Annotated in this window: 10 protein-coding genes; 4 read left to right on the top strand and 6 right to left on the bottom strand. The window is 64.4% G+C overall.

The window, feature by feature from the left end; translation table 11 throughout:
- The first annotated feature begins 202 nt into the window (after window positions 1-202).
- Window positions 203-718: a hypothetical protein gene (locus tag ASG94_RS08750; protein ID WP_056925883.1), complete on the top strand. Its 516-nt coding sequence runs from the start codon at window positions 203-205 to the stop codon at window positions 716-718.
- Between the two features lie 108 nt (window positions 719-826).
- Complete coding sequence (locus tag ASG94_RS08745) at window positions 827-1228, top strand: DnaB-like helicase C-terminal domain-containing protein (RefSeq protein ID WP_056925882.1); 402 nt, start codon at window positions 827-829, stop codon at window positions 1226-1228.
- On the opposite strand, the gene ASG94_RS08740 is transcribed toward ASG94_RS08745, so the two are convergent.
- Window positions 1197-2413, bottom strand: a protein-coding gene (locus ASG94_RS08740) for an IS3 family transposase (protein ID WP_156411477.1) whose coding sequence is annotated in 2 segments (ribosomal slippage) — window positions 1197-2126 and window positions 2129-2413 — 1215 coding nt in all. Because the reading frame shifts where the segments join, the coding sequence is not laid out codon by codon here. The two genes, ASG94_RS08745 and ASG94_RS08740, sit on opposite strands and share 32 nt — an antisense overlap.
- Before the next feature lie 42 nt (window positions 2414-2455).
- Here ASG94_RS08740 and ASG94_RS08730 point away from each other — a divergent pair.
- Window positions 2456-2893, top strand: a complete 438-nt coding sequence (locus ASG94_RS08730) for a hypothetical protein (RefSeq protein WP_056925879.1) — start codon at window positions 2456-2458, stop codon at window positions 2891-2893.
- A 99-nt stretch (window positions 2894-2992) separates the two neighbouring features.
- A complete protein-coding gene (locus ASG94_RS08725; protein WP_156411476.1) occupies window positions 2993-3691 on the top strand; it encodes a DUF6308 family protein in 699 nt (232 codons plus the stop codon).
- A 66-nt stretch (window positions 3692-3757) separates the two neighbouring features.
- Here the strand turns inward: ASG94_RS08725 and ASG94_RS08720 are convergent, their stop codons facing one another.
- The 5 genes from ASG94_RS08720 to ASG94_RS08700 form a co-directional block, all read right to left on the bottom strand.
- Window positions 3758-5107 (bottom strand): DUF6884 domain-containing protein, encoded by a 1350-nt coding sequence (locus ASG94_RS08720; RefSeq protein ID WP_056925877.1) that lies wholly within the window; start codon window positions 5105-5107, stop codon window positions 3758-3760.
- A gap of 215 nt (window positions 5108-5322) precedes the next feature.
- A complete protein-coding gene (locus ASG94_RS08715) occupies window positions 5323-7809 on the bottom strand; it encodes a sigma-70 family RNA polymerase sigma factor (RefSeq protein ID WP_056925876.1) in 2487 nt (828 codons plus the stop codon).
- A 74-nt stretch (window positions 7810-7883) separates the two neighbouring features.
- Window positions 7884-12716 carry an ATP-binding protein gene (locus ASG94_RS08710; protein WP_162260796.1) on the bottom strand — a complete coding sequence of 1611 codons (4833 nt, stop codon included), beginning with the start codon at window positions 12714-12716 and terminating at the stop codon, window positions 7884-7886.
- Window positions 12717-12850: 134 nt separating this feature from the next.
- On the bottom strand, window positions 12851-14467 hold the full coding sequence (gene mads7 / locus ASG94_RS08705) for a methylation-associated defense system protein MAD7 (protein WP_056925874.1): 1617 nt from the start codon (window positions 14465-14467) through the stop codon (window positions 12851-12853).
- The gene (locus ASG94_RS08700) at window positions 14464-18240 is read right to left on the bottom strand and encodes a protein kinase domain-containing protein (RefSeq protein ID WP_056925873.1); all 3777 of its coding nucleotides are present in this window, start codon (window positions 18238-18240) and stop codon (window positions 14464-14466) included. The genes mads7 and ASG94_RS08700 overlap by 4 nt, the downstream gene beginning before the upstream one ends.
- Window positions 18241-18243: the final 3 nt, after the last annotated feature.

The raw sequence follows: 18243 nt of genomic DNA, 5'->3' as shown, positions 1-18243 counted from the left end.
CCTCGGCGAACACGGGGGGACCGGGGGACAATCGTTGGGGACAAGCGTCCACAGCGGTGCATGTCCGCATCGGATGTCGCAGCCCCCGGTGCCCCGGATGCGCCGGACCCAGGTCGGGCAGGTAGCCGATGCGTCGGACGGACGCTGTCGTTACGCCCTTGGCGCATGGTGAAGGCAAAGCCCCGATCCCCCTGGAGTCTTCATGCACAATCCCGACGCCATCCTGCCCCGCGGAACCTCCGCCGCCCGCGAAGCCCGTCAACTCCGACAGCGCTGGTTCGCCGACATCACTGCCGGTGAGAAGACCTGCTACGACCTGATCAAAGCGGCCTGTGCCGTCGACGGCTCGGGCCGCGCACTCCACAAACTGAAGATTCACCACGTGCTGGTAGCTCAGCCCGACTGCAGCGCCCGAGAGGCGCGCGCGATCCTCCGCAAGACTGTCTCCCTGCTGGACAAGCCGATCGGCACCGACCTCGATGCCCTCACGATCGGGTGGCTCATCGATTCACGCGCAGGAGGGCGTCGCATCGCTACCTACCTCGACGTCACCACCGCGCTGCAGGTGCCGGAAGGGTTCCCGTGGTCTCGCGTCCCTAATCCCGTCGCGGAAACCTTCCCCGCGCCCATACCGCTGGGGTATCCATCGGTACCTGCCTTGAGTCCGAAATCCGTCCCGCCCGTGACGTACGACGACCCCTGGGCCGACGACGAGTAATGACCGCGCGCTCCACTCCCCGTCAACTTCGCGAAGGGGGGATTCACCAGCGGCTACCGGCCCCGTCGCGCCTCCGGACCTGTCGGACCCCTCCGTCAGGATCACGGGGTGATCACCCCGCTGGACGCCCTCGAGCAGCTCGAAGCCTGGCGTGAGGAAAGAGCAGCGACGCGGACGACTGGCTTCGCGGAGCTCGACGACGTGACGGGTGGGTTCGAGCCGGGGCAGGTTTGGATGGTGGCCGGGACGCCGGGTCAAGGCAGGAGCACACTCGCGGCTCAGTGGGCTCTACTGTTGGCGAGCGACCACGGCTTCCACACGCACCTGGTCAGCAAGCGAGACCCAACCCACAAGGTCGCCGCTCGTCTGGTCGCGAGCGCGGCGAAGGTGCCGGAGCTACGCCTCTGGAATGGACGCATGTCCGCCCAGGACGATCACAAGCTCAGGGGACTGCTGCACGATCGGGTGACAGTTTCGGTTAGGCCGCCTGGGTCGCGGCTGGCTTCATGATCAGTTCGTACTCGACGGGGGTCAATCGTCCGAGAGCGGCCTGTCGACGGCGTCGGTGGTAGGTCCTCTCGATCCAGGTCACGATTGCGATCCGCAGTTCCTCGCGGCTCGCCCACGTCCGTCGGTTGAGGACGTTCTTCTGCAGCAGTGCGAAGAACGACTCCATGGCTGCGTTGTCTCCGGCTGCACCGACGCGTCCCATTGAGCCGACCATCGAGTGACGGTTGATCGCGTGGACGAACTTCCTGCTTCGGAACTGGGACCCGCGGTCGGTGTGGACCACACAGCCGGCCACATCACCGCCTTCGATGCGGCGGCGGGCGGCGGCGTTGTTCAGCGCCGCGACCGCCAGCGACGACTTCATCCGTGAGTCGATGGAGTAGCCGACGATCCGGTTGGAGTAGGCGTCCTTGATCGCGCAGACATAGAGCTTGCCTTCGCCGGTCCAGTGTTCGGTGATGTCGCTGAGCCAGAGCTCGTTCGGGCCCTCGGCCTTGAACTCGTGCCGGGTGACGCCGTGCTTGTCGGTCATGGTGCACAGGTCGTCGTGGACGGGCGGGCCTGGCTTCTTGCCGTTGCTGCCGCGCTTCTTGCCGTGTGAGGACCACCAACCCAGCTCGGAGCAGATCCTCCAGGCTGTCCGCTCGGCCATCGGCTCACCAGCCTCCTTCGCCTCATCGACCAGGAACCGGTAGCCGAACTCGGGGTCGTCCTTGTGGGCGTCGAACAGGGCGTTGGCGCGGTACGCCTCACTCAGTTCGGTGTCGGTGACCGGGCACTTCAGCCAGCGGTAGTAGGGCTGGCGGGCGATGTTGAGCACCCGGCACGTCACCGCAACAGGCACCCGCAGCGGGGCGTCCTTGGCGGCCAGCTCACGGACGAGCGGGTACATCATTTTCCCGGCAGGTTGGCCTGCGACAGATAGGCGGCCGCGCGACGCAGGACCTCGTTCTCCTGCTCGAGGAGCTTGATCCGCTTGTTTGCCTCACGCAGCGCATCGGACTCACTCGCAGGGGCGGCACGATCTGATGATCGTGACGAGTTCCGCTCGTCGATCGACAGCCACCGCTTCAGACACGACGGCGAGATGCAGAAGTCCTTCGCGACCTGGGCCATCGAGGCATCCGAGTCTTTGTAGACCCGGATCACGTCCTCGCGGAACTCCTTAGGGAACGCCTTCGGCATGGTGCACATCCTTCCAGCGCCGACACATCGACGCAGATTCAGATGTCACCGATCCGTGCAGCAGTCCCCAGCCATGCCAAGCAGACCCTGGCCGCGGCGCCGCTCCAGATCATCGATCCGGGTGGGATCTCCATCGTCGACACCAACATGGACGGAGTCGCGACACCAGGGGCGCTCGTTGTGGACGACGCCGACCTGGCCGGCGGACTGTTCACGTCGAGGGTCGCGTCCCTCGCTGCCTCCGGTGTCCTGCTCGTGCTCACTCTTCCCCGCAGCCTCGTCTTATCAGCCGATGGGGTGGACCCCGCGTGGGCGCGCGTCGCGGACGTCATCATCGGCATCGAACGTCCGGACCTCCTGGACCATGTCTCCCTTCGGCCGAGAGAGGCCGACCTTCACTTGCTGCGGAACCGCTGGGGTCCCGTGCGCAGCATCGGCGTGGTCTATCAAGGCCACTACGCACGTTTCTTGGACAGGTGATGGCGGGGCCGGCCAGGCGCGCCGTGTGCGCCCGCCTTCTTGCGGAGCAGTCGTCTAGCGTCGAGCCATGGCGAAGCACAGCGACGTAGTACTCCACCTGTGGGCCGACAGATGAGGAAATGCTCGCCGAACGACCTCGCCGAAGTGCAGACCGCGATCGAGCAAGTGGTCCAGGGAGACGCGTACCGATTGGTTGACGCGTACTACAACCCCGTCCCTCAGGACTATCCAAATGCACGTGTTCTCTTCGCCGGACGCTACTTCGACGAGCTACCTGGGAACGATGTCGACGCCTTCACAGTGGGAGACCTTGCGGCCGCCTCACTGCTCGACGTGCGCTTCGGACCACACGTCGTCGTGGAACTACTCGAACGCGACAGGTGCAACTCCCTCCTCGCCAGAATCCCACCGGCCGGAGCCCTCTGGGATGTGTCGGCCGAACACCTCGACCGGGATTCGCATGCGTGGCAACTGTGGATTCAACTGGTCTCCATTCCCGGCGTCAGCACTACCAGGGCAAGCAAGCTGCTCGCCCGCAAGCGTCCGCATCTGATGCCCATCCTCGACTCAGTGATCATGCGGCACCTGAGCCTCGACGGTCTAGACGGATGGCAGGCGCTGCGAGAGGCACTCACACCAGACTTTCGCGCTCAGATAGACGAACTCGCTCAACCGGCCCTCGACCACGGGGCAGCGCAACCGAGCACGCTCCGGCTGCTTGATGTCGCAACCTGGATGAGCTACTCGCAATCGCGGCAAGCCAAGGCCGTTCGCAACGGCTTGCCGCTCCGGGACTGACGTGATCTCCGCGCCGATCGTGCGACAACCGCAGCTGCGTCTTGCTAGGACGCGGCGGGGTTCGTCCTATCCTCCGGGCCTTTGATCGGCACCTCTCGTACCCGACCGCACCCTCCCACGCGCATGCGGTCGCCTCAGTTCTTTGAGTCGTCGCCTGGTCGCCGTGGAGGCCATGCCTTGAAGGTTCAGGGGAGGGTCGATGCGGTTCAGCACGTCGCCTTCGAGCTTGCCGAGGGTGTCGGGCTCCTCGTACGGAACTGCGACCACCTTGAGGTGGTCGTACATCCAGGCCGTCAGTCGGACTTCGTCGATCTGCGGCTCATGACGCGCGTTGGCCAGGATGCAACCGAGGGTGCGTCTGAAGGTCGAGAACTCGTGTCTGCCGCCCAGGTGCATCCCCGTAATCCGTGACCACAGGGTGTTGGAGGACGGTCGGCCGCTCGGCCACCGGGTCGCGCCCGCGAGGCCGGCGTAGATAAGTCCGGGTTCGAGGGGCAACCCCAAGCCTGCTGACAAATCGACAGCCCCCTCGAGGTCGACCCACCAGCTGTAGAGCCCCGGAACCGTCAGACTTGATGGGCCGTGCGCGATGAACTCGCCGGGGTCGACGGCTGCGCTGTCGTCGGCGAGGCGCTTGCAGAAATCGTTGGCTGCTGCGTGTACGTCGTCGGGCTGGTTCCGCGCGTGAGAGAGGCCAGCCTGGGCGTCGTACCAGGCCAAACGCTGCCCCATCCTGAGGCCCGCGAGCGGCGCATAGACAGATGCCCCCTTGGAAGCGAACGGGCCACCAAGGACGTCGACATACGTGGCCCCAGCGTGCACCTCGATGGTCCTTCCGGCGAGGCTGCCGCTGAGCAGCTCGAGCCGCTCGACCACCCAAGTGCCCCAGGCGCGGCGGAAGGACGGTGGCGTCTCGGGCAGGTATCGCTCGTACGGCGAGAGCCACTCGTCTGGAACGACGAGACCATGCTCGGCCGAGAGGATGAACCAAGGGAGGCCCACCCGTTCCGCGTACTCGCGCTCCTTCTTGAACAGCGGCGACACGTACAGGTCCCGGGCCGCTGCCGGGGCAGGGAGCTTTTCCTTCACGCACGCGACGAGGAGGAGGGTGGGCGGTTGGCCATCAGGAGCAGCAGGGGCGTCCGCAACGGCGGCTTCACCGGTAGTCGTCGGGGTGCCGGTCTTCGGAATGCCCACACGAGTGAACCTGACCTCGCGTCCTGGGACGAGATCGGTCACGGTGAACCCAGCCGAGCGCCACGTATTGACGTGCGGCCGGTCTCCGGACCACCACGCCCGGTGATTCGTCGCCGACGCTGGTAGTCCGCCCACCAAGGTTTCCAGCTCGTCCCAGGTGTACCGCACTGAGTCGCCGGCAGTGTCCAGAGAATCGATAAGCAAGCGCCAGTCGGCCATGTGTCCGAGTGTGCCTCAAGTGCTCCGCCACTGAATATGACATGGGTTGGCCCCCGGGCCGCGATCGAAGGACCGGAGCCACCCGCGAAAGAACTGGGAGTTCCACTCCGCGGTATCGCAGCCACGCCATGCTCCTTGACGGCCAAGAGGTGGTGATCGCGTCCTCAACCGCGCGACCACTCAGACTTGGGGCCTGTCGAACCAGAAGCAGGGAGCTAGCTTCTCGCCGGGGCATCCCAGCTGGCGAGAAGTCGCGCTGCCTCGCGGCGGATGCGGTCGACCTCAGCGACGGGCGGAGCGACATCGCGTTCCACTGGGTGCGAAGGCACCTCGCCAGGTCGGCGCCGTGTCGCGTAGGTCGATTTCGCCAACTGTTCGGATCTTGACTCCCTCTTTTGACCGACGACGGCCCATGCCTCATGGCGCGGAAGTTCTCCAACCAGCCGTTGTTTTGCCTTGGTCTCGATCTGGCGAATCCGCTCCCGTGTGACGCCGAGGGTGGCGCCGATCTCGTCGAGCGTCATGGGCTCGTGGTTGGGATAGCCAGCTCGACAGGCAATGACGTACCACTCGCGGTCGTCAAGTTGTGACGCCAAACGAATGAGCTCGACTTCGCTCTCAGCAGCATCCAGAACGGCGTCCTCGAACGTGTAGCTGAGCTGCGTCAGTGACCAACCTTCCGCTTCGAGCTCGACAAGCTCGTCCAGCACAGCAAGAGCCTGGGGGAGGCGAAGGTACTTTTCCACTTGCCCGGCTGGCACCGAGAGTTCCTGTGCAAGTTGGTTGATCGTTGGGAGCGGAAGACCTTGCGAAAGTGCCCTTCGGTCCACCTGGCGCATCGGGTTGATCTTCTCGACGACGTGCACGGGGTAGCGGATGGTGCGGGACGAGTCCGCAAGCGCTCGGGTGATGGATTGCCGGATCCACCAGATCGCGTAGGTCGAGAACTTGCCGCCCACCTTGAAGTCGAACTTCTCCACTGCGCGGATGAGGCCAAGATTGCCTTCTTGAATGAGGTCGAGAAAATCGAGCCCCCGACCCCGGTACGCCTTGGCGACACTCACGACGAGGCGCAGGTTCGCGCACAGGAACTGATCCTTTGCCCTGGCGCCTTCGATGGTGAGCTGTTGCAGGTCACTTGCCCTCCTGTCCCATCGAGAGCGGTCGAGGCGCTCTCTGGCGAGGAGACCAGCCTCGATCTGTTTCGCCAGTGCGATCTCCTGCTGCGGAGACAGCAGCGGGGTCCGGGAGATCAGTTTCAGGTAGTCCTTCTCCGCGCCGTTCGTTGCTCCCGCTTCGAACACAGTCCGGTCGGGGCCATCGGACTCGTCAGTCTCGTCCAGGTGGAAGGTCGCCGGCGCCTCGACCGGTGGCACCGATCGTTGCGGAGCTGCCTCCGGGCGGGGTGCCCAGAGGAACCGCAGAAGGGCATCCGCATCGGTTGCGATGTCGAACCTTTGGTGTGCCTCGGCGTGGGGGAGGCAGTCGGTATAGAACCCGGAGGGGTCCTCGATCATCGTGGGATCCTCGACCGTCTGCGACGCGTAGAGAACCACGAACCGCGCGGACCGCCCATCGTGCTTCTTCCGGAGCACTCGGCCAAGTCGCTGCACCATCTGACGACGGCTTCGGTTGGCGGCGACAATCACGCCCAGGTCCGCCTCCGGCACGTCCACGCCCTCGTCGAGGATGCGCGGTGCCGCGAGCATGTTCACGTGGCCATCACGGAACGCCCCCATACGGAGTGCTCGTTCGTCCTTATCCAAACCGCTGAAGACAGCTGTCGCCTGGTGACCGGTGGCAGCGATCGTCTGTGCTGCCAGTTCAGCGGAGTCTTGCGTCTGGGTGAACACGAGTGTGCCTGCGGACTTGCCCACCACGTCGCTCATGACTGCTAGCGCTTGATACTTCGCTCGCGTGTTTGCCAAAAGGGTACGTCGACGACTGAAGGCTGACATGTACTGGCGAGCCGTGCCGGCACCCGGGTGGCCTTCCGTCCGGGCTATCGACGCCACGGTCTGCAGAAAGGTGCTGACAGGCTCGGCCGGGACCTCGAACGCGCCGACTAAGCGCTTGCGCGCGTGCCACAGCGCTTCGGAGTGCTCCTCGTAGTCAGTGCGCTCATCCGGACTGAGCGGGACACTCACTAGGGCAATTCGGAAGGGCGCGATCACGTCCTCGGCGAGTGCGCGGTCGTACCAGAGCTCGAAGACGATGTCCTTGAAGAAGGATCGCAGCAGCACGTCCCCCTCGTCGTCGCGCGCGTAGGTCGCCGTGAGCCCGAGCCGCCAGTCGTAGCGATCGTCCAAAGCACGAGAGAACTCGCTCGCGCCGTAACGGTGGCATTCGTCGGCGATAAGTAGCGCCGACTCATCAGGTGCACATGGATACGCCTTGGCCAGGGTGTGAACCGTGCCGATCAGGACTTTCCAGTCATCGCGGCGCGGGGATACCGTGGTGGCCACATAGAAGCCATCGACCACTCCCCGCACGGCCACTGCCCACTGCTCGACGAGCTCCAGCGTGGGAACCACGATGACCACGCGCCTGCGTTGCCGCCACGCCTCCTTGACCGCTGCGAGACCGACCCTTGTCTTCCCTGCCCCAGTGACCGCCTGGACGACACCGAGTCGGCCGTGCTGACGCCAAGCCGCTAAGGCCTCCTGCTGCCAGAGATAGAGGTCGCTATCAACGTTCGCCATATTCATGCTGGAGCGAGTCTGACATCGGGTACCGACAACGTCCGCAGAACCGAGCAGGCCGGTCCACTTGCCGTCTACTCGCGCGCCATGTAGACCTTCTGCGCCTGAACAGCATCAGGAGTGGAGACGTAGGCAACGCCGACGTCCAGCTTCTCGATGTGCTGGCTGAGGTCCACACCGTTTCGACCACGCAGCAGCTTGGCCACCTCCTTGGAGGCCGGGAAGTTGGTCCGGAAGACGATTTTGGTGCCAGCGTTGCCAAGCACATCCTTATGGAAGTCGTCAGCGCTCTGGCTTGCGACGATTACGCCGACGCCGTACTTGCGCCCTTCCTTCATGAGCTTCGGCAGCGTGACGTCGCGGGCCATGCGGTGCGCCTCATCCAGCACGACGGCGAGCTTCATCGTGCTGTCTTGGGGCCAGGCGAACATCTCTCGATACACGCGCCGCAAGATAAACGAGGCGGCGAACCGCTGCACCTCCTCCATGAGATGACTGACGTCGATGATCCAACCCTGGGGTGGATCAGTACGCAGCTCAAAGCTGCCCGTGGCGTCCTCGCGGAACAGTCCGAAGTCGGTGAACGTGAGTAGTCGCGCGGCAGCGTTCTTGCCGGCCGCCCCCTTCTCGACCTCTTCCAAGGCGGTGGCGAACTCGGGCATCGTCGGTAGGCGGTCCCCTCGAGTGCTGCCCACCCACCCGGTGTCCGCGTACACCTTTTTCAGCGCGCCGTACACGTGAGTGCGCTGGATCTCCCCGAGCTTCGCAACGTAGGCGATGATCTCGGCAATCTCCCATGCCGTGCTGTTGATTGGCCGATTGCTTGCGACGTCCGGCTCGAACGGGCTGAACGGCAGGCCGAGTGCCGCATCGAGTACCACCGCGCCGGCAGGCGGATCGGCCGCCATGTCGCCATGGAAGTCGAATACCAGAGACGGCAGCCCCTGCTGCTCGAAGTCGCGAATGACCTTTCGGGTGGTCACCGACTTGCCCTGACCGGGGATGCCGATCACGAACGCATGCGGGCTTCCCTTGGTGCTCACCCGCCAATGCACCGGAGATCCACCTGGATCATTACCCAGGGTGACGACTACCTCCTTGGTGGTGGTCACGGCGGACTCCTCGGGGTCGTCGTCCGGGGCCGCTACTTGCGCGGGCGTTGCGGGCTCACTGACCGAATCGGTCGGTGGCTCCTCTGAGGCCGAGCTCGGATCATCAGCGTCGTGCACGTCGGACGGGTGCGCTTCCTCCTCGACCTTATCCTCGGCCTCCTCGGCCACAGGCTGCTCCTTCTCCTCGGCCCGATCTCTCTCCTCCGGGTCCTCGGGGTCGAGCACCGGCGGTAAGGGCAGCGGCTCAGGCTCAGTGACCGGCGTGCCCGGCGTCGTCGGCTTGAGTGGCTCCGGCAGTGGGTCGAGCCGGGCACGAGTCGACAGGCCGATCTGGCCGAGGTCCTGTGCGGTGAGAACACGCAGTGGGATCTCGCCGTACTGTTTCTTGAACCCTTGGGCGCCGTCGAGGCTGATGACCCACCCCGTCATCGAGATCTCGGCACGCTCCCCCTTTTCTTCGACGCGATCGATGTAGCGGTGAATCTCGTTCAGCTTCGTAGGGTCGATCAACTTGTGTGTCGCAGCTCGGTCGGCGTAGTAGTGGAGCAAGCTGGTCAGACGCGCCATCTGAAGCTCCGCGTCGATCCTCGGCGGGTCGGAGAAGAAGCGTGACTCCAGCACCTGCTTCGTGACCTGGAGCTGCTCGATGATGGTGTCGGCAAGGGTCTGCGCGATGTGGGCCTCCTTGCGCGACTTGACCTCGACGCACTCGATCTTGAACGACCTCTGACCCAGCCGGACCAGTAGCAGGTCACATCGGCGGGCCACCCCCTCGTTGTGTGCTCCGTGACCGAAGATCTCTGGGTGGGCGTCGACGGGCACGACGATGGTGTTTGCGAGCTCGCCACGAGCTGTCAGGTGACCTACCAATGCGGCCAGCGAGACGGCTTCCCGCGCTTGAGTTGTGTTCTCGAGGAGTCGAAGTGCCAACCGGCCCGACACCACGGCGAGCGTCTGTAGCACCGATCCCACACTGCTCTCGACCTCGTCGAGGCCGAGCTCCGACATAGCGCCAGCGAGTAGGAACTCGACCTCGCTGCGGTGTGTCGTCGTCACCGTCAGCCGATCGCCGATGCCCTCCACGAAGTCCGGCGCGTAGTCGAGGATGAACGGATCGCTCAGCCCGGACTCAAATAGGTTCACTCCGACGAACTTGTCGATTCCGATCACCCAATCGGCACGCTGGTGAGCTGCCCGGATGCGCGCTTGGGCATCCCCGTCGAGGGTCACGTGGACGGCGGGCACCGAGTCGGGGCTTCCTCCGCTACGCCGAGCCAGCGCCCGCTGGTGGGCACGGTGGAGTGAGACGAGTTCGGAGTCGCCAGATCCACCACCAAGGCAAGGGACGCTTTCCCACACCAGGTCGCCGTTCTCCTCCCGACTTGTGGTCACCAGCGGCACGAGCATGTCGCGGAAGGAGGGCTTGCGCTCCGGGCTCGTGCCAAGGCCCAGACTGGCGACACCCGGGTCCTGAAGGAGGGCCAGGTGGGCTTCGCTGGAATCCTCCATGAGCGACTCGGCATTGCGCACGCTGAGCGAGAGTGGAGGCGCCAGATGCGTCGAGGAGGCGACACTTTCGCGATGTCGCAGGTCTGACTGCAGTTCTAGGAGCCTGGGCACTGGGCTGACATATGACCAGCTATCGGTATAGGCGATAACTTCATTGCGTCTAGGCCCCATGGTGAGGACTTCGGACGATTCCTCGTCGTCGAGCTCGGCGGGTCCAGACAGCGAGGAAAGTGCGCCTGCGAGCAGTTCTCCCGAGCCTGGATTCACCGTGAGCAACCGCAGCGCCGCGCCCGGGTCGTGTGCGCGCTCGTAGGCACGGATTCGCTGGGCAACGAGGCGGGATGAGGCGCGCATCGTGGACGTGGCGCGATCGAGATCCAAGACCGAGCAGATGCTCTCAGCAGCGGCATCACTATCGACGGGTCCAGGGACGATGTAGAGACCGGACCCGTAGGTCAGCTCTTCGGCGTAGACCGCCTCCTTCCCGCTGTGGTGCAGCACGCTGAAGGGAAGGTTGGCGGGCACGACCTGCCCCACCATCTCAGCACTCAGCATCGAGGGTCGAGCGCTGCGTGGGGTGACGTCAGTGAGTTCGTCGGCCCACCCGCGCACAAGTTCGTCAAACGTCGCGACCCACATCACTCGCAGTGGATGGATCGGCAGGAGAACCACCGCGTCGATCGAGTGATTGCTCCGCTGCACGCTCAGACTGAGCGTGTCGACCAGGAGGAGGTCGCGCAGCGACTCGTCCTCGGCACTGTCGATGGCGCGCCGGAACGACGCCGCGTAGGACTTGGCAGCCTCACGCAGCTCATCGGTCCAGCGCGCTGACTCGATCGTGTCGCGCGGCCCGCCGGCCGCAAGCTGCTTGAGGAAGTCGCTCCGTGCCTTCTTGACGGCCGCCGGCAGGTTGACGTCGAGAGTGCCCGCGCCATCCCATTCGAGGGGGGTTCCGTAGGAGCCTTGGGCAGAGTGGCAGGTGGGACGCAGAGGATCCGCGGTTGCTTGCCGCTGCAAGCGGATGATGAGCTCGTTGACTCTCACCTGGACAGCCCGTCGGTTACCAAGGCGCAGCCCAAACACTTGGCCGGCCAGGTCCCAGCTCACGAGGTCCTCTGTGAGGTCATCGAGTCCGTCCAGCGCCGCCCGCACCACGGCCTCCGGAAGGCTGGGGGCCGCCGTGCGCCGGGCCTTCGATTCGGGGGCGTCGCCGACGGCAATCTGGAACTCCTCGCTCTCGGCGACCGCTGGCTCGCCCGAGGTGAGATCGACCTCTTCGCCGTTGGCCCCTAAGGCCGTGAGCACGACAACAAAGCGGGCTCCTTCGGCAAGGTCATCCTCGGTGATCGAGACCTTGACCGTGGCGCGCTTACGCGTGCCAGGCGCCGTCATGCTCACCAGTGGTTCGTCGTCTTCTCTGCGCTGATCAGCGGGACGCGCGACCTCGAGGCGCCACTTTGCAACGTCTGCGACGTTGGTCGGGTCGGTCTTCCACGTGACGACGACTGGAGCGGAGCCGTCCTCGGGCACCGTGAGAATCAATTGACCGTCGGCGCCCAGATCCAACTTCGATGCCTTGATCAGTGTTCCGTCGGGGTTGGTGAAGGGGTCGACCTCGAGCTTTTCGAGGGCGTTCTCCGGACGGTCGGCCGCCGGCCAGTGCTCGAAGGACAGGTCGCGGTGAGTGGTGGCGATGTCATGCGCCCACAGTCTTGCGTTCGACAGGCGGGAGCCGCGTTGGTCGAGGAAGTCCCGCAAGGGCACTCGCCATGCCCCGATCTTCATGTTCGCTGCCGAGAGCCGATCGTCGATCGTCGCCGCTGGCCGACTCGGCCGGCTGATCGCATGTGCCGCCGCCACATTGAGCCCTAGACGTGACAGGGGCTCGGGGCCGAGATCCGGTACGAGCCCAATTCTCCAGAGATTCTCGCCGAATGCCTGTTCCGTGGGATCTTCCACGATCGCTGCCATGAACTCTGCCCAGGCTTCGCGGTCAGCTCGTGCCACGCTGCGACGCAGACGTCGGACTGCCTCGAGCAGCCCCTGATTGGTGAGATCGCTGACGAGACTGAGGTCAGCCTGGGAGAACAGGTCGAGCATCGGGATCCGCTTGAACGAGTTGTCGAGGGAGCTGGCCGCGTGCCCTTCACCGGCGGGCACAAGCAAGAGACACGCCTGCTGCTTCCGGTTGCGCAGTTCGATGGCCTTCTGTGGGGGGATCTCGGTGTCGCCCGCAGGGTCTGCCCGAAGGATATTGACCGCGACGCCCGGCAGGCGTTGTCGCAAGGCGTCTACGAGGGTGGGACCCAGAGTCGGGGCTACGTCGTCAATGCGGACGCAGTGCCCGGGTTCGGCGCCCTCCATGACTTTCGCCAAGTGGTCGACAAGGACGTCGTGGAGGAGGTTCTTCGTAGTCACAGTCATCGCACGGCCGCCCGGGGACGAGTCACGAATTGAGCGTTGAAGTCGTCGGAGAGACCGCGGAAGCAACCGAGAAGTTTGAGCCGCTGTGTGAACGCGGAGAGATTCTCGGCGGCTCCAGCTCGAGCGCTGGCGGAATCGAAGTCAGTCGGTGGGTGGTCGATGAGGATGCCAAAGCGGTGATGCAGACGTTTGAGTAGTTCCTGGATTGGGAGCTCGCTGAGCGTTCTGTCGCCGCCAGGCTCCACGAAACAGATGCACAGCAAGGTTGTCAGAGCCTCGTCGGATGGCGCGTAGCGCCAAGAGGGTCGGTAGCGCAGGGTCCCCGAAAGAAGACCGTAGGACTTGGTGATTCCCCCCGTGCTCCAGAACCACTTGACCTGATTCTCAAGGCCGCGTTTGCGCAGGCCCTCGACGAGCACCTGGATGAACTTCTCCGTGCCAGTGAGGCCCTCGCTGAGACGGACTTCGCGGACGAAAAGCTGCTCGTCGCTTCCGTCTTCTAGCTCGTCCTCGATCTGCTTGAGCTTGATGCGCAGGATCGTGGCGATCTCAGGGTTGTCCTTGAGGTCCACGATGGCTTGGAGGTTCTCCTCGGCCGTTCCGTCGAAAGCGGGTGCAGTCTCCATCGAACCTGCGGCGTCACCGAGCGAGCGGATCAGCAAGCGGTCGCGAAAGAGATTCCGCATGATCTCGAGATCACGCAACACGCACTGCGCGGTCAGCTCGTCGGACCCGCCGCCCTTACGCCGAACGAAGTCGACGTACATCTCGCAGGGATTGCCATCAGCAGGGGGTGGTTCGTTGTCCAATAGAGCTCGCACCGTGCGGGCGCTGATGAGGGGCAACTGCAGAAGGCGGAGTGAGATGAGGGCGCTCAGGTGGGCGTAGGCCTCACCCACGGTCATTTTCGGACCGTAAAGTTCCAGCAGCGCGACTACATCGCGACCGAGCGGGTCTACTGCCATCGGCACCGGGGGATCAGCCTTGGCACGCTCCCTTCCGTTGTTCTGACTGGCCGTGAAGCCTTCCAGAAAACGCAGGGCAAGCAGAGTGTCGATATCGACCGTCTCGGCCTCGTCGTAGCGAGGATCGGCCCATGGCGCTACTCCTACGTCAACGCCAGAGCCGAACGTCGCGCTGAAGAGCTCGTCGATCTCCTTGGTCGGATTGCTCGAGCCGCGGCTTTCAACCACACGCGAGACGGACCGGTAAAGAAGGTCGTCGGCTTTACGGTTGCGTGAACTGTTCTTGGGTAGGCCGCTGCGGTAGCTCGCAATTGTTAGCGGACGCAGGTAACCCATCACCACCCTGTCGCGCTTGAGGCCCGCTCGTTCTTCCACGAGAATCGACGATCGGACCCAGCCGTCGAGCACGTCACGCCCGCGGTCTCCCTCAAAGCCGATGAGTCCGGAATGTCCGAGCAACGTGTCGAGGTAGTTCGTGTACGCCCTCGTGTCCGTCTTCGAACCAGCCGTTCGGCCCCGCTTCACCGCCATTTCGAGGATGCGGGTGAGCATGCGGTCGACATCGAGGTCGTTAAGCTCAACCGGGAGCACGACCTCGGTCTGCAGAGAGTTCAGGTCCTTCATTGACTTTGGGATCGAGAAGTTCATGCGTCCTCCAAGACGATCTGCGTGCCATCGATGCGTGCGACGGCGACTGAGCCGGACGAGTCGACGATCCGGGCCTCCATCGAGGGGCGGCGCGCTAGCTGACTCACGAAAGCTTCGATCTCCTCAAGGATTGCGTCGGTCGCGAGGTCGTTCACGAGCTCGCCGTCCGCCGCGCGCAGGATGATCTCAGCGGTGTCGAGGCTCAGAGTGATGCTTGGGTTTGACACATGGGTGAGGGTGAGCTGATCGGCAATCGTTTCGACGTACGGCGATCGGGCGTCGTCGATCGAGACCGTGAACTCGGCAGCGGGCACCGTGTGCAGGATCGCCCACGCCGCGTGAGGCATGCCGCTGCTCATGGCCAACCCGTCGTCGGTGTAGCCAAACGCTCCCACCAGGCGGCTCATGCCGAGAAGCAAACGCGCCCGGGTGTGCTCTGGATCGTCGTTCCTCAGCATGGATGTGAACTCGTCGAGATACCGATAGCTCATGACGCTGGTGCGATCGGTTTGCTCAGCCTCATCGCTGACCAACTCGAAGTAGAGGCCGCGAGCGACAGAGTCGACGCCGTTGTAGACCGGGTCTTGCGAGGCGGCGCCCTGAGTGCGGAAGAGGCGGTCGACTGCGGGGGCGGCCACCTGAGCCGGGTCCAGCTCTGACCACTCGGCCACGAGGTAGTCGCTCGATTCGGTGGAAAAAGCCAGCTCCGAGATCAACGCCCTTTCGAGCTGCATGGCGCTGAGGTTGGACGAGCGCCACTGGTGAATGTCGTCGCACGACCGATCGCCAGTGATCAGCCATGCGATTGCGGAGCGGACGTCTCGGAACGTGGCTCGCCGGCGACGCCTGAGGTGGCTGATGCGGACGAGCTCATCGAAGACCGGGGCACCCTGATCGCTCAGAGTGTCTCGGTTGGCCAGGATGGGGCAGTCGTACTGGGCCACGCAGCCGCTGCAGTCGTCCCAGCGAGCGTGATTGACCATGCTCGCGAGTGCGTTGAGGGCGGGCCCATCGTGGCCGTCTTCACTGGCGAGTGAGCGACGCTTGAGGTCGACAACCGCCAGCCGCGACCCCGGCGTCTCCTTGCCGTTGACTTGGTCCTTGACATCGAAACCCCAGGCCTCGTACTCGCCGCCATGGTCATCGAAGAACTGCAGGAGCCGGCCGTCGTTGACGGCGATCAGAGCTGTGCCCTGACCACTTTCAATCACCGCGTCGAGTGCTGCGCTCACCAATTGGTCGGAGCTGAGGTCGCCGTGCGACTCGCTGGCGTCGTAGACGGCCGTGAAGAGCCGGTCGCCGAGCCGCATTCTCCAGCCCGCTTCGTCCTCGTCCTCAATGGTGGCGCCAGCAGTGCGTAGCTGCTCGCCAAGCTTGACGAGGACCGCGGTCTTTCCGTCGCCGGGGTTGCCGCTCAGGAGGACGACGTCAAGCTCGCCGGCCAGCACCCGGGGAAGGAGCTGAGTGTCGAGCGCTGTAGGCACGTAGGTGTCCATAGCGAACTGATCGTCCAGCCCGCGGTTACCGCCGTTGCCGGCGACGCTCCCCCGATAGAGACGCCGGATCGATGTCACGGCCTCGTTGTGGACTTCCGTGAGTTCGATTGAAGGACCCGAAGTGACGGGTGGAGCGAGCGGAGGCACAGGACGAGCGGCACGCACCAAGTTTAAGAATTCCGCAGCGGTCGCGGGTCGGTCAGTTGGGTTGAGCTCAACACCTTTGAGCAGGGCCTGGAGGAAGGCCTCGCCTTCGTCTCCCCACACCTGGCAGTCGTCTGGAGTGAGTGGGACGATCTGGACCCGGCCGTCTGTGACTCGGGTGATGGGTCGCCCGAGCATGGCGAAGGCGAGACTCGCGGCGAAGCCGAAGAGGTCGCTTGAGGGTTTGGCCGGCTTCCCATCAAGCACCTCGGGTGCGGCGAACTTGGGGGTCCAGCCCTGCGGTCGTTCTCCATGTGGTGTCGCGAGTCCGAAGTCAATGAGCTTGGCAATACCGCTGCCGTCGTTGGCGGCCACAATGTTGGCCGGCGTGACATCGCCATGCAGAAGGTCCTTGCCGTGGATGTAGGTAAGGGCCGTGAGGACGTGCTCGGCGATCTGACGAAGCTCCTTCAGCGAGCGGTCGATCCCCACCACGTCGAGACTCTGGCCCTCCACGTACTCCTGGACCAGGTAAGGCGGGGTCTTGTCAATCTGGATGTCGTAGACGCGACCACAGCAATCATGGTTGAGCTGGTTGGCCGCCTGATACTCCTCGCGGAGCGTCTCAGGCATCGCCACCTTGAACTGCTTGAGCACCTTGTGGTGCCCGGGCCACGTGTCGAAGACCTTCCACGTGACGGCAAAGCCGCCCTCGCCCAACTTTTCTTCAATGCGATAGCGGCCACCCACCACGCCACCCGGGGTGAACTCGTTGGTTGCCGTGCTGTGGGCCTCCGTCAGAGACTTGGGTTTCGGTGTGAGACAGAGCGCCAACTCCTCGGCACTGGGCCGTGATCCGGCATCCCCCAGCGCAGCTGCCATCGGTGCCGCCCAAGGGCAGGAATCAAGCAACTTCGCTTGCATCTGCTCGATCGTTAGCTCGGGAGCAGGCTCCCCCAGCAGCCACTCGATGAGACACATCGAAAGGCTGAACACGTCCGACCTGGGTGTCGCCGTAGCCAGGCTCACCGCGCACTCCGGAGCCCGGTAGTCATTGCTGCTGTCTTCGTCGGGTTCCCACGCAACGATCGTCTGCGCGTTGTCGATGCGAGCCAGGTGGAAGTCGCTGAACATGACCCTCAGCGCGCGCCCCAGCCAGATCCGACCGGGATCCAGGGCGCGGTGGACGAGTCCCTCGGCGTGGACTTCGGCGAGCGCGGTGTAGGCGTCAACTACCAGGTTGCGTGCGATGTCGTCGGGCAGGCGACCGCCAGGGCGCTCCGGGTCAAGGTCCTTCAGACTCTTGGCCAGGCTCCGGGCGTTGGGAGGCCTGACGACCGGAACCACGAAGAGGCCGTAGGCCTCGTCGCGGAAGAACGGAAGTGCTTGCCAAGCTCGGCCGGATTCGGCGAGCTTGTTGAGCGCCTTGGTTTCGCGTCGCAGAAACTCGGCTGGGTCACCGAGCTCCTCCAGCGCGGCTACTGGATAGCACTTGAGCACGACGGGACGGTCGGAAGAATCGACAGCCTCGTAGGCCTGCTCCTTCCCAGGAACGGCCATCCGGCTGTCCACTCGGTAGTCACCGAGCATCTGGATCTTGCCGCCCGCTGGAAGGTCATCGAGGTAGGCGATGACGGCTTTGCGAGCGTGACCGAGCGGCGTTTCGGCCTTGTCCATCTTCAGCATTTCCGCCTCAGCCGCCGACAGCTGCCAGACGTGCTCGCTGACGTCGTGGTTGAGGCCACTCAGGATCTGGAGGTTGTCGTGGCTGAGCACGATCCCGGGCACGACCCGCTTGCCGGGGACCTGCTTGTAGCCCTTCGCGTGGTCTTTCAGCTTGGTCGCCAGCTTGCGCGAGAGTTGACCCACGCGACCGATCGGGTTCTGCCTCGCCCGGCCGTTGACATACCAATAGCTGTCGTCCACCACGAGCCGAGGTCCCCAGGACTTTTCGTCCAACACGAAGATCTTGCCGTGACCTACGACGATGAGGTCAACGTCGTCGCGGTTCTCGCCCGCGAGCTTGCGTCCGGCGAAGATCACCCAGTCGTCAGGCAGGGTGTCGCGCAGATGCTCGGCGGTCTTTTTCTCACCGGGCCCGACCCACTCGTCCTTCACCCTCAGGTCAGCCACTTG

Origin of the sequence: Nocardioides sp. Soil805 (assembly GCF_001429625.1) — a bacterium.
Taxonomy (GTDB): Bacteria; Actinomycetota; Actinomycetes; order Propionibacteriales; family Nocardioidaceae; genus Nocardioides.
The sequence above is the reverse complement of the archived record's forward strand: the minus strand, read 5'-3'. Positions and strand labels throughout refer to the sequence as shown.

Coding starts and splice junctions, on each gene's coding strand:
- ASG94_RS08750 (WP_056925883.1), top strand. CDS start 203: ATGCACAATCCCGACGCCATCCTGCCCCGCGGAACCTCCGCCGCCCGC.
- ASG94_RS08730 (WP_056925879.1), top strand. CDS start 2,456: ATGTCACCGATCCGTGCAGCAGTCCCCAGCCATGCCAAGCAGACCCTG.
- ASG94_RS08720 (WP_056925877.1), bottom strand. CDS start 5,107: ATGGCCGACTGGCGCTTGCTTATCGATTCTCTGGACACTGCCGGCGAC.
- ASG94_RS08715 (WP_056925876.1), bottom strand. CDS start 7,809: ATGGCGAACGTTGATAGCGACCTCTATCTCTGGCAGCAGGAGGCCTTA.
- mads7 (WP_056925874.1), bottom strand. CDS start 14,467: ATGAACTTCTCGATCCCAAAGTCAATGAAGGACCTGAACTCTCTGCAG.